This window comes from Solibacillus sp. FSL R7-0668 (genome assembly GCF_038006205.1).
Taxonomy (GTDB): Bacteria; Bacillota; Bacilli; order Bacillales_A; family Planococcaceae; genus Solibacillus.
This window is the reverse complement of sequence record NZ_JBBOUU010000001.1, coordinates 1368995-1382136: the sequence shown is the minus strand read 5'-3', so window position 1 is coordinate 1382136 and position 13142 is coordinate 1368995. Positions and strand designations below refer to the sequence as shown.

The 13142-nt window shown below is 38.8% G+C and carries 9 protein-coding genes; 1 reads left to right on the top strand and 8 read right to left on the bottom strand.

From position 1 onward, the window contains the following. Positions 1-2: 2 nt before the first annotated feature. From MKX47_RS06545 to MKX47_RS06535, 3 genes are all read right to left on the bottom strand, one after another. A complete protein-coding gene (locus tag MKX47_RS06545) occupies positions 3-3614 on the bottom strand; it encodes a dynamin family protein (protein ID WP_340772317.1) in 3612 nt (1203 codons plus the stop codon). Between the two features lie 200 nt (positions 3615-3814). Further along, on the bottom strand, positions 3815-4825 hold the full coding sequence (locus MKX47_RS06540) for a sensor domain-containing diguanylate cyclase (RefSeq protein ID WP_340772316.1): 1011 nt from the start codon (positions 4823-4825) through the stop codon (positions 3815-3817). Between the two features lie 10 nt (positions 4826-4835). Continuing rightward, positions 4836-5636, bottom strand: a complete 801-nt coding sequence (locus tag MKX47_RS06535; RefSeq protein WP_340772315.1) for an alpha/beta fold hydrolase — start codon at positions 5634-5636, stop codon at positions 4836-4838. A gap of 449 nt (positions 5637-6085) precedes the next feature. Here MKX47_RS06535 and MKX47_RS06530 point away from each other — a divergent pair, with 449 nt between their 5' ends. Further along, on the top strand, positions 6086-6547 hold the full coding sequence (locus MKX47_RS06530) for a chemotaxis protein CheX (RefSeq protein ID WP_340772313.1): 462 nt from the start codon (positions 6086-6088) through the stop codon (positions 6545-6547). Positions 6548-6586: 39 nt separating this feature from the next. Here MKX47_RS06530 and MKX47_RS06525 read toward each other — a convergent pair whose 3' ends face one another. From MKX47_RS06525 to MKX47_RS06505, 5 genes are all read right to left on the bottom strand, one after another. Beyond that, positions 6587-7498 (bottom strand): hypothetical protein, encoded by a 912-nt coding sequence (locus tag MKX47_RS06525; protein WP_340772312.1) that lies wholly within the window; start codon positions 7496-7498, stop codon positions 6587-6589. Beyond that, positions 7491-7988, bottom strand: a complete 498-nt coding sequence (locus tag MKX47_RS06520; protein WP_340772311.1) for an RNA polymerase sigma factor — start codon at positions 7986-7988, stop codon at positions 7491-7493. Before MKX47_RS06520 ends, MKX47_RS06525 begins: the two co-directional genes overlap by 8 nt. A gap of 115 nt (positions 7989-8103) precedes the next feature. Further along, positions 8104-10005 carry an ATP-dependent DNA helicase gene (locus MKX47_RS06515; protein WP_340772309.1) on the bottom strand — a complete coding sequence of 634 codons (1902 nt, stop codon included), beginning with the start codon at positions 10003-10005 and terminating at the stop codon, positions 8104-8106. Between the two features lie 222 nt (positions 10006-10227). Beyond that, positions 10228-11367 carry a THUMP domain-containing class I SAM-dependent RNA methyltransferase gene (locus tag MKX47_RS06510; protein ID WP_340772308.1) on the bottom strand — a complete coding sequence of 380 codons (1140 nt, stop codon included), beginning with the start codon at positions 11365-11367 and terminating at the stop codon, positions 10228-10230. A 3-nt stretch (positions 11368-11370) separates the two neighbouring features. After that, the gene (locus MKX47_RS06505) at positions 11371-13119 is read right to left on the bottom strand and encodes a putative bifunctional diguanylate cyclase/phosphodiesterase (RefSeq protein WP_340772306.1); all 1749 of its coding nucleotides are present in this window, start codon (positions 13117-13119) and stop codon (positions 11371-11373) included. Positions 13120-13142 lie beyond the last annotated feature (23 nt).

Sequence of the window (13142 nt, the reverse complement as noted above, 5' to 3'; positions counted from 1 at the left end):
CCTTACGCTTTTAATTGTGCGTAGATATCTTTCCAAACTGCTAAACGGCTTTCTTCTTGTAATAACAAGCGCTCTGTCTCAATTTGCTCGACGGCTTGTTCTAGCATATGTTGACGTAACCCTTCTGCTTCGATTGCAATGAAACGATTCGCCCATTCGATTAATTTGACCTTTTCTGTATCCAAATAGTTTTGTGCATCTGGCTTTGTTAATTGCTCTAACGCATCACGTAAAAGTTCTTTTTCGTTTTTCTCGAAAAACGCCTTAACGTTTTTGAAGTTTGATTTTACCCCTGCATATGGAGTTGGATCATTAAATGGACCTGTGTAATCTAAAATTTCTGGCTCGCTTGTTTCATAGGCCATAAAGCCAAAGCTTGGATTTAATTCCTTTAAATCACGTGCCTCATCTTTGTAGCGTTCCTTCATTTTCTTATCAACAAATTGTGCTAAACGGAAGTTCGTTACACGTAACTCCTGCGCAAAGTCAAAGCTTAATGCTTGCAGTACTTCTTTTAATGCAGTTTCTAATGCTTGCTGTACCGGCATTTGTGCAAATGTCGACGGGTTATAGCTTTCGCGGAAGAAATCTGGGTAACGATAGTACACACGCTGCAATACATAGTACAGTAACTCATCTAGCTCTTGCTTTGATTCGCTTTCTACCATGGACGTTTGTGTTGTTTGGTACTTGCCACGCACATGCTGCTCTAAGTGTGCCAGTTCACCTAAGCGCTCATCTTTACGCTTTAAGTTTTCTTCCGTTTGTGTGATTAAATCATGCAGACGGTCCTCGGTTTTCTCGATTTCCTCTTGTAGAGCTTGTACCGCAATGCCCATCAGCTCATCATTTAAGAAGTGATGGAACGCATCTTCAAACGGTGCCATACCCGAATCATGCTCTTTTTGTTCTTGCTTTTCTTTTAATGCCAGTAAGCTGGATACGCCGTAAAGTCTTGGGAAGCGGATTCCGAAGCGTTGTAGCTCTGTACGAACGTAGCCCTTTACTTCTTCCTCTTCCTCCATTGTTGATGCTAAGTCAATCGCATTGACGATGAAGAACATTTTATCTAATTCAAATGCATCCTTAACACGACCTAATTGAATTAAGAATTCACGGTCCGCTTTTGCGAAGGCATGATTGTAATACGTAATGAATAAAATCGCATCGGCATTACGAATATAATCAAATGCAACCCCTGTATGGCGTGCGTTAATTGAGTCTGCACCTGGCGTATCGACTAATGTAACCCCCATACGCGTAAGTGGTGAATCAAAATAGAAATCAATATTATCAACGAAGCATGAACGATTTTCCTGCGCGACATACTTTTCAAAATCATGTCGGTTGACACGTAATGTCGTACCTAATTTTGGTAAGAAGGATTCAAAGCCTTCCGAATAGGCGCGAATAAATGATTTATGGACATTTAAACGCTCATCCGATAATTGCACGGCTAATCCTTCCGCCGCACGATCATATGCCTCTTGTAATGAGCTGACCGTTAAGCCAATTGCTGCATACGAGCCTTGAATATCCTCCAATAATTGTGCTTCTGTTTTCAAATGTACATCCGCTGTTTCATGAGGATGCTCTGGCGTAACTGGGCGGATTTTATTAATCGCTGCTGTAGTTGGGTTTGGTGATACGGGTAATACTCTGTCCCCCATTAACGCATTTGAAAAGCTGGATTTACCAGCAGAGAACGCACCAAATAAGGCAATCGTGAAGTCACGCTTTTGCAGACGTTCGACCTTTTTCGTCAAGAAGTTCGCTACTTCCTTAAATCCTTGTACATCCGATAAAATATGTGCGGTCTTTAACGCACGCGCAGTCACTTGATCAATATTTAAGCCTGAACCGATTTTTTCTAGCTGCTGTTGTTCCACGATTTCTTCTGTCGCTTCTTTTGCTTGTAACATCGATTCATCAAACGGGCGGATATCCTTTAATGCCTGCTCATGCTCACGCGTCCATTTTTCTAAATGAACTTTAGATTCCGCGCGAATTTCATTTGACACTTGCTTCATTAGTGTATTGCTAAACGCCTGGAACTTTTCAATTTTAATAATTTGGTTTAATGCCTCCACTTTTTCGGTCATGGCATTTATTTTTAATTTAACTGGCGCGGCTGCTTCGATTGCCACTTGCTCTAGCGTCGACTGTTGCTCAATCTTCCAAGCATCTGTCATTTGAATAAAATAACGTTTTACCGCTTCAGACACACGGTTCGCAAAGTTCAGTACCGCATCCCCTGTAATGACCGCGCTTTTTTGGACTTGCTCTTCAATAATGGAGAATGGGAAGTTAAATTCCTTTGCATCAATGGCTGCTGCACGTTCATCATTTAGGGCACCTACATCTTTTAATGCATTTTTCATTAATGCCTTCATATGACCCGTAATTTGCGATTGTACGACATGGTTAAATGCTGCATACGCATCTTCTTGGCGCTGCACCTTTGCTTCTGCTGTTTTCTTTTTCGCTGTGAACAACCCTCCCACTTTAAAGTCCTCTTGCTGACTTTCTAAATATTCGCGAAGCTTTTCACGTACATCTGCCGGCATAATGGCAGCGTTTGCAAGCAGCTCTTTTCGATTTTCATCGAATTGCTTGTCAAATACATCAAACGAGAATAATTCAGTTTGACGCGTTAGTTTATCGAATTGTTCTAAAATATCATCACGGTGCTGCCAATCATCCTCTGACACCACTTCGGCATAGGTTGTGAAACGGTCTTGCTTTTCTTCTTCTAAATAGGCTTCGTGCTCATGCTGTAATTTTGTCAGCGTGTTTTCTGCCGTTAAAATTAATTGCTCCTGCCAATCATTCATGGAATCCATCACGATTTTCTTCACTTGATTAAAATCATTATTTGGCAATTCTTTTTCACGTAAAGATGTGAAGAAAATATCTTTTGGATACACACCCCAAGCAGCGAATGAATTGTGCACCGATTGCTTGAAATCATCAAACGTTAGCTCTGTATCCCGATGCTTGTCAATTTGGTTTACGATTAAATAGACGTTCGGATTGTATTTCATCAATTGCTTCGTAAATTGGAAGTTTAGCTCGGATTGAACATGGTTGTAGTCCATTGTATAGAACACCATATCCGCAATATGCAGCGCTGATTCTGTACTCATCGCGTGCGCATCATCTGTTGAGTCAACACCCGGTGTATCCATTACCGTTACACCCTCTGGTAAGCTTGATGTGCTATGGCCGATTTCGATTTGCGAAACAAGCTCCCCATTTTTACTAAGCTCTTTTACTTGTTTAATATCATAGCCAGCTTCGAATTTGACTGGCTTTTCATTGTGTAAATAAAGAATCGCAAAATCCTCATCCGATTTATGCACTTTTACGATGTTGGCACTTGTTGGAATTGGGCTTGTCGCTAAAATATTTTCACCTGATAGCGCATTGATCATACTTGATTTACCCGCAGAGAAGTGCCCCGCAAAGCCGATTACAAATTCTTTTTGTAATAATTTACGCGCGAAAAGATTAAGTTTTTCAATTCGCTCTGTGTCTTCATTCTCTTTATAAATTATGTATTGTAATGCAGATTGCTGTAACAATCCTTGAATTTTATCATCAAACAATGTCATGCTTGTTTCCCCTTTTTTATATCGTTTTGCCTTCGTTTCGTCACAAATCTATAGTACCATGATTTTTAAAGAAAATCGGCACGTTTTCACAAAAATTATTGCCACTATCATTTTTTTCCATAATCATTGTAGATTTACTCCATTTTAGGCTACCAAAATGCTATTTTCGGATAATTGACTGCTATGAAAAAAAGCCATTTTCATGTTGAAAATGACTCTTTACTATTAGATATTCTCATCGCTTCATACTGAGTAATACAATTTCGACCATTACGCTTCGATTCGTAAAGGGCTTCATCGGCATGCTCAAATACGCTACTTTCGGTATCACTTGCTTTAAAAGTTGTGCAGCCAATACTTACTGTCACATGACCGACTGTTGGCCAAATCGTTTGTTCGACCGTTTCTTTTAGCTGGTCGGCAATTTTCAATACTTCAGCTTCATTTGTCGAGCCAAGTAACATTACAAATTCTTCTCCACCAAAACGTGCTACGGTATCTTGTTCACGTGCCAGCTCTTTTAAAATTAATCCAAGTTGTGCCAGCACTAGATCACCTACAGGATGACCGAATTTATCATTGACTTGTTTAAAATTATCGATATCTAATAGAAGAAGTGAAAATGCAATTCCCTGAATATGAAATTGTTCGGTTCGCTTTGTCAGTTGCTGCTGGAAATAACGCCGATTTGCAATACCCGTTAAATTATCAGTGTTCGATATTTTCGTTAGCTGCTTATTCATTTCTACTAATTGCGCTTGCTTTAATTCAATTTTTTCATAAATATGTTGCAAATGCTTGTACGCTTTTTCCTTTTCTTCATAGGCCCGCTCCAAAAGACTTTTCGTTTGGCGCACTTCATGTTCATATTTAATCCGCTTTTTCATTGGCATCAATACAAGGTCAACATAATTTTCCTGCTCAATTTGTAACTCCTTTGCATTAACTATACAAGGGATGGAATGTCCATCTTTTCCCGAAATATGAATAAACAATTCATCAATTTGCTTGTATAACATCATATTTGGATAAAAATAGGAATGGAAAATCAGCTTATTACTTGATTGAAATAATATTTCGATATGCTGCCCTACTAGTTCACTTTTTGAATAGAGTGTCCAATGTAAAAAAGTTTCATTCACATCCACGATTAGATAGTGATTATTGACTACGATATATCCACAAGGTAATCGGTCCAATCGACTTTCCATAATCTCACCTCTAAATCTTCTGTAAATACTGTTGTATGATGTCAGCAGTTAATTTTGGTTCACTGACATGAGGGTAGTGCCCACGCGTATTTAAAACGACTAATTCACTCTCTGAAATTTTCTCATGTAAATAATGTCCGACTTCGACCGGTACAATGCTATCATTCGCACATTGCATAATTAACGTTGGTATTTGTAGCTCCGATAAATAGGGACGTGTATCGCTAAAAAACGTTACTTCAGCAAATTGACGTGCAATTTTTGAGTTGGTCGATACAAAGCATTGCTCAAGCCCTTTTGACAAATCAGAATCACTTGGCTCATCTATTGCCACTGGGGCCATATAGCTTGCCCAACCAGCAAAATTCATTTCCATTGTCGTAAGCAGCTCTTCAATTTCATTCCGTTCGAAGCCACCATGATAATTCACTTCATTTATATAATATGGTGATGGTCCTATCATTATGATTTTTTCAAAAAACTCTGGCTTTATAAGCGCTGCATGTAAACCAATCATCGAACTAACGGAATGTCCAATAAAAATGACTTTTTGAAGTTGCATGGATTCAATGACTTCTAATACATCCTGCGCATAACCTTGCAGACAATCATATTTACTTGAATTATAGGCTGTTAAGTCCGATTGTCCAGCTCCTACATAATCAAACAGAATGATTTTATATTGTGTTTCGAAATGTTTTACAAGGGGCCACCACAATGTTTGGTCACAACCAAAACCATGCGCCATCACAATAACCTGTGAACCTTGACCATGAATGGTTACATGATTTCTAAGTGTAATTAGATTCATATCAATAAGCCTCACTTAATTCTTTTTATCTATTATTTTAAGGGATTATACAAAAATAGCTACATAAAAAATCGTATTATCATAGTGATAATACGATGAAACGTTTATATATAAGATTATAGGACGAGATATTACTTTACTGTGTTATTTAATACATATTTGCCAATCGCAAAATACGCTAGCATCGTTGCTCCAATAAATGTATAAAGCATTTGTTACACCGTCCTTAAATTATTGATAATAATTATCAATTTCATTATAAGCGTTATTGTTTTATTCGTCAATATCCTTTTATTTTGAAGAGCCTATTTGGTGGAAATTTAGGTTCGATATCAGATTTGAAACCCTTTCATCTAGTAAAGTTTCATTTTATTCGACAAATTACCTATACAAGTTGTCGAAAAACATGGTAAAATGTTGTAAAGATTTAGGAGAGGACGTGTTATTTTTTGAATGCTTCGAAACATATTCAAACGATTTTAAATGGGACTATCCATTCATTAAAGACAATTTTACCTATGAATATCGATGTAAAATCACCCACCATTGCCACTGAGCCTTATGAGCAAAAGGAAATGGGTGTTTTAATTGGTCTTGTTGGCGATTTAAAAGGACGTATTATTATTGATGGTTCGCCTGAAATTTTTGGTGCGATCGGTTCTGGCATGTTCGGTATGCCTCTAGAGGGTGCCATGCTTGAATCATTTACTGGAGAATTCGGAAATATGATTGCTGGTAATTTATGTACATTTACGGGACAGCATGATTTAGAGCTTGATATTACCCCTCCAACTGTCATGGTTGGCAACACCAAGCTTTATGGCTTCCAACAAGCATTTAAGCTTCCTGCTACACTTGAAGGCATTGGTGACATTTTTATTTTATATACGATTGATGATGAAGAAGAATAAAAAAATCGTTCGCATAAAAGCATGCGAGCGATTTTTTTATTAGACCAATACTATGAATAGAAATAAACAAATGAAGGCAATTTGCAAAAACAGCTTCTTCCATGTAAGCTGTGTTCGCTTGAATTTTCTTTCAAGTGCAGATACTAAAATAAACGTACAAGTCATCATCAACAAAAATACTGCAATATTTCCAACACCATACCAAGCTGTAAATTGTTTCAAACCATAGATAAAACTAATTAATATAATAAAAGTTAGAAATAGTAATCGTAAATCCATTTTTTCTTGTTTCCAATTATGCTTTGGTAAAATAATGAATGCCACGATAGAAATTCCAATGAGCAAAAGGATTTTCCACATCGGAAATCCTTTGTTTTCTAAATATAATTCCATCCAAAATTGTTCGAGTGCTCTTGCCGTATCATCAGAAAAAGCAATGGCTTGATTTGTTTTCACATCTATCAGTAGAGAGCCTTGTTGTCGGTATACACTTTTTAAATACAGTGTATCACCATTTGTTTGCTCGAGTACATAATTCGTTGCACCTTCCTCTTTCGTTAAACTCTCGGTAAATGGTACTTTCTCCAACCCATTTAATAATTGTTCAAGTTGTTTTAGCTTAGCTACATTATCCGTCGTCATTTCACCTGTTATAAATAACGATGGAAATTGATAGTTACGTTCCGCATTTGTTGAATATAAGTAGGTTGCCTTTTTTAAAGTTCCCACCTTTAGTACATCGGCTTGCTGCTGCTCATTAGGGGGTGTATAGTGCAATGTTTGGATAAAAAATAATGTGAGGATTGCAAAGGAAATAAGTATTACTATATAGTTCTTTGTCTGTCTTTGCTTTCCCTGTTGTTGCTTCGTTTGTAAAGTCGCAAGTTGGCTCGCCTTTGTGTTAGCGTCAAGTTTTGGTCGCGCGATATTCTTTAATTTTGAATCAAGCATCCTCATCCCCTCCTAACAGCTGCTGCAATTTTTTCATTCCGCGCTCCGTGGCATTCCGTACTTTCGCGCCATTCCATCCTAAAATTTTTGCGCTTTCTTTAATGGAAAAGCCCTCAATTTTCCGCAATACAATGACTTCTCGGTATTGATATGGCAATTGTCCCAATGCCTTATATAGCTTATATTGACTATCCTTTGATTCCAACCATCTCTCCGGTACATATGTAGGCTCCAGTTGCTCATGCTTTTGTAAAAATGGAATAAACTTCAACACTTTCTTACGCCTGAAATGGTCATACACGAGATTGCGCGCGATTTTCATGAGCCATGTTTTCTCACTTGCATCACGGCGAAAACCGGAGAAATGATTCATCGCCTTTAAGAATGTTTCTTGCGTTAAATCTTTGGCAAGCTCCTCCTCACCAACTAAAAAATAAATAAATTGGTACACTGCTTCGCTATATTCTTCATACAATCGGGCAATCGACACCGCTTTTCCACCTCCTTACTTATATAGACGGATAACTTACCTATTTTACTCACCTCATTTTACATAAATTTCCCCAAAACAAAAACCCGCTCGAATGACTCGAACGGGCTTCGTATTATTGCGGCGTGACTGCTAAAATGTCGATAAATTTATCCTTTGACTGTGCTTCATGCTCATTTAATAAAATATGAATATCGCCATGGTCATTCGAAGTACGAATTAAGCGCCCCATTCCCTGCTGTAAGCGTAATAGCATGAATGGTAGCTCCACCTCTTCAAATGGATTCGTCGCAAAGGAACGCTTCGCATCAAATAGCGGATCCTGTGGTGGGAACGGTAAGTCAAAAATAACGACACGCGTTAACGCTTCCTCAGGTAAGTCCAACCCTTCCCATAAATGATACGAGCATAATGTTTGAATAGCGCCATTTTGGAAATCACGGACAATGGCAGAAAGTTCGCGATCCCCTTCAAATGCAACATTCAAACGCGTCATTAAGCTCAGTTTGGATTTAAATTCATTCATCGCTTGTTTTGATTTAAATAAAATTAATGTCTTTTCGCCATCTTTCAGCAAGGTTTCCACTTGCGTCACTTTTTCATCCTGCGTTAGTTCATGTAAGTAAATTTTCATGACTTCCTCATAGTCAAACGGTGACGGCACGCTGAAGCTTTGGTATTGATCAATACCTAGGCTTGATGCAATATAGCTGAAATCCTTTTTAACTGATAGTGTCGCCGACGAGAAAACAATCGGCATTTTTTTCGAGAATAATGTTTCCGATAAAACATCGGTAATTAAGCGAGGCATAATGACTAATGTTTCTTCGCCATCTGTATCCTCTAACCAATCGACCGCATCACCTTGTGCGACAAAAATGCGAATCGCCGCCGCATAATGCTCTAAAAATTCCTCCGCCATATTTAATTCATATTCTGGAATCATATATAACTCAGATTCAAAGACAAACTCCTCTAATAGCTGCTCCACATCTGCAACCACGCGCTGGCCTAATTGAATAAGGCGCTCTGATTTGCTGATGCGCTTGCGATCTTCCTCTGAAGGCAAGACATCGTCACGTAATTGATCGAAAAATAACTCATGATGGTCTTGTAAATGCTCCATCGCATATAGCGTGCGCTCACGAACACCATCTACCATTAAACGTTCTAGCAGCTCTACAATTGTATACGCTTGTACTTTGTAGGTTAATGCTTTTTGGGCTGCATACTCTAATAAGTGTCCTTCATCTAGGACAATCATTGACACTTCTGGCAGTAGCGGCAATTGACCTTCTCGTTCACGCGATTCCTTTGTCGCTAAATGCTCCATTAAAAAGTCCTGAGAACAGATAATTAAGTCCGTTGATTTACGATAATGCGCGCGGTGCAATGTTTGCCCACAGCGGTTGCGTAAATCACATACCGCACATTGCATAATCGAGTTGTAATTGACCTTTTGCCAATCCTCATCACTTACACCTGAATAATCTGAACGATCACCATAAGGCTGCACCGCAATCATACTTCCCTGTGCGTACACACCATCAGGAATAGAAAAGGCAATATCATCAATCCATTCTTCCGTTTCTGTTTTTTCGGCTTCTTCAAAACGCTTTAAACATAAGTATTGGTCACGTGATTTTGCTAAACGGACGTCAATATCTAATCCGAGCACATCACGTAATTTATGAATATCGCCACCTTCTTTTACAAGCTGGTCGATTAATGTTTCATCTGCACATGCGATTAACGCGGGCTTTCCCGTATAGCGCGCATAGGATACAGCAGGCAATAAATAGGCAATCGTTTTCCCTGTACCTACCCCTGCTTCTGCGAATAAGACGTTCTTTTCCTTTAATGCTTGCTCGATTTGGTAGGCCATGAAAATTTGCTCATCACGACATTCAAAGCCACGCTCTGGCAGCTCATCATATAGAACATCTCCAAGCCAATCGCCAAGCGAATCAAAGAACGTTTTTTCACGTGATAATTCAAACGGTAATGATTTTCTCAAACCAAAGTTCCCCCTCAAGTATGAAGCGGAAGGAACGCTCACTCATCCCTTCCGCATAAAGTCATTTTAACTATATCTAAAAAATCCGTACTGATTATTATACTATGAATCAAAAAGAAATCCTACTCATAACATCCTAAAATTAATCAAAAAAACTCCATTTGCCATGTAACAGACAAATGGAGTTCAATCATCAACTGTAGTTTAATAACGATGGCGCTATTATTGCTCGCGCTTTGATTTTTGACCCCAGAATTGATAGTAATCAGTGCGGATGAATCCATTGAATAGCTTACGTTTTTTGGTAGCCTTTTTGCCGTAATGCACTTCTAAATCTTCCATTGAAGACAGCATATACACAGACCATGTTGGATAGTTTTTCATGACATCTCCAAATTGTCGTAGCATTTTTTCAATTTCTTCAAGTTCACCGATACGTTCTCCATATGGTGGGTTCGTTACGATGACACCGTCCGTTAATTTTGTAGTAAAATCGATGGCCTGCATTTGCTTAAAGGTAATCATATCCCCAAAGCCCGCTTCCACTGCGTTTTCCTGTGCAATCGAAATCATGCGATGATCAATATCCGACCCGATTATCGTTAACTCCTGATCATAATCTGCTTTTTCATCTGCCTCGTCACGCGCTTGATCCCAAATTGCTTGTTTCATCCATGGCCAAGTTTCTGACACGAACTCACGGTTGTAGCCGGGTGCGATATTTTGACCAATCATTGCGGCTTCCAGTGCAATTGTACCTGAGCCACAGAATGGGTCAACAAATGGACGACTTGGAGACCATTTTGATATTTTCACAAGTGCTGCTGCTAATGTTTCTTTTAAAGGCGCTTCCCCTTGGCTTGTACGGTAGCCGCGTTTATGAAGACCAGCTCCTGATGTATCAATCGTTAATGTTGCCTCATCCTTTAAAATGGAAATCTCGATTTTAAATAATGGACCGGATTCATCTAAAAATCCTAAGCGTTTATACGCCAACTTCATGCGCTCGACAATTGCTTTTTTTGTAATCGCTTGGCAGTCTGGCACACTGTATAATTTTGATTTTACCGATTTACCGGATACCGGAAAATTCGCATCGACTGGTAAATATTTTTCCCACTGAATGGCTTTGACACCTTCGAATAATTGATCGAATGTTTTGGCTGGAAATTTTGCCACTACGATTTTCACGCGGTCTGCTACACGTAACCATAAATTCGTCCGAGCAATCGCTAATTCGTCGCCCTCAAAATACACTTTGCCATTGTCGACACGTGTTTCATAGCCTAATTCACGTACCTCTTCTGCAACGATTGCCTCTAGCCCCATGGCTGCCGTTGCAACTAATTGAAATTTTGTCATAAATTAAATCCTTCCTTGATGCTCAACTTCCCAAAAGTGAAAGAAGTCGATTAATTCGTCCATCGGGAGCGGCTTACTATAATAATAGCCTTGAATAAAATCACAGCCCATCAACTTTAATAGCTCTACTTGTCGCTCATTTTCAACGCCCTCTGCTACCACTTTCATTTGTAAACGATGTGCCATTTGAATAATCGCATCGACAATGGCCTGCTTATCATCTAGCGAGCAAATATGCTGTATAAAGCTGCGGTCAATTTTTAATACATCTAGTGGGAATCGCACTAAATAGCTTAATGAAGAATAGCCTGTCCCAAAGTCATCAATGGATAATTTAAAGCCAAGCTGCTTTAGCTTCACAAGCTTGCTAATTGTTTCTTGAGCAGTATTCATGACCGTACGCTCCGTTACTTCTATTTCAAAATTTTGTGCCGATGTATTATTATGCTCTAATACTGTTTGGATCGATTCTAAAAAACTTTGCTGCTGGAAGTGAATGCTCGATACATTAATCGCAATCGGTATATTTGGATAGCCTGCCGCTACGAGCTTATGATAGCCCTGACATGCCAAATCAAAAATAATTTCACTTAATGGAATGATTAGACCTGATTCTTCGGCATGCTCAATAAATTCAGCTGGTGATACAAAGCCCAATTTTTCACTCTTCCAACGAACAAGAGCTTCAACGCCAACAATATTTTGTGTCTCTACACATATTTTCGGCTGAAAGGCTAGTGTAAATTCACGATTTTCTATCGCCTTTCGTAGCTCACTATCTAACGCTAACACACGATTCGAATCCGTTTTTAATTCCTCAAAGTAAAATGAGAAGCAATTACGCCCATTTTCCTTTGAGAAAGTCATTGCCTTATCTGCACGATTTAATAACATTTCCGTTGACGTGCCATCCTCTGGATAAATACTAATCCCAATACTTGTTGACACATAAATATCTTGATCATGAATTCGAATTGGTTGTTCAAAAGCACGAATGACACGTTCGGCAAATTGCGCTGCTTCTCGAGGATGATGAATATTCGATAGCGTAATTACAAATTCATCGCCACCAAAACGAGCTAAAATATCTTTATTTTTTAGAAGGCTTTTTACACGCTTTGATACTTCTACGAGTAAAAGGTCCCCAATCGCATGTCCAAGTGTATCATTCACTTGCTTGAATCGATCCAAATCCATAAAAAATACAGCATGTTGAATCTTTTGGGCTTTGCTTTCGGAAACTTCTAATAATGTTTTCATACGTTCGATAAAGGCAAATCGATTACAAACATCCGTTAATGAATCATATAACGAGCGTTTCGCTAATTCATCCTCTACGATTTTACGCTCCGATAAATCCGTAAAAATCGCGCAGTAATTCGTAATTTCGCCTTCTTCAGACTTAATGGCTAATATCGTCAGCCATTCTGGGTAAAGCTCCCCTGTTTTGCGTCGGTTCCAAATTTCACCTTGCCACATACCCTCTTTATCAATTTGGCTCCACATATTCACGTAAAATTCACGCTCATGGATACCGGATTGGATAACGGAAGGGTTTTTCCCTCGAACTTCTTCTATTTTATATCCTGTCACAATTTCAAATGCTGCATTCGTTGTGACGATTTTTTTATGCCGATCCGTAATCATGATGCCTTCCGCAATATTAGCAAATACTTGATCAATAAGACTTTTTGGATATTGCGATAATGATAGCTCTTGTACGGCTGATAAATCTGACATGATTCCGTTCACATAAATATCCCCTTATAGTTGAT

Excerpts from the sequence above, each read along its gene's own strand:
- MKX47_RS06545 (WP_340772317.1), bottom strand. The coding sequence starts at position 3,614 with ATGACATTGTTTGATGATAAAATTCAAGGATTGTTACAGCAATCTGCA.
- MKX47_RS06540 (WP_340772316.1), bottom strand. The coding sequence starts at position 4,825 with ATGGAAAGTCGATTGGACCGATTACCTTGTGGATATATCGTAGTCAAT.
- MKX47_RS06535 (WP_340772315.1), bottom strand. The coding sequence starts at position 5,636 with ATGAATCTAATTACACTTAGAAATCATGTAACCATTCATGGTCAAGGT.
- MKX47_RS06525 (WP_340772312.1), bottom strand. The coding sequence starts at position 7,498 with ATGCTTGATTCAAAATTAAAGAATATCGCGCGACCAAAACTTGACGCT.
- MKX47_RS06510 (WP_340772308.1), bottom strand. The coding sequence starts at position 11,367 with ATGACAAAATTTCAATTAGTTGCAACGGCAGCCATGGGGCTAGAGGCA.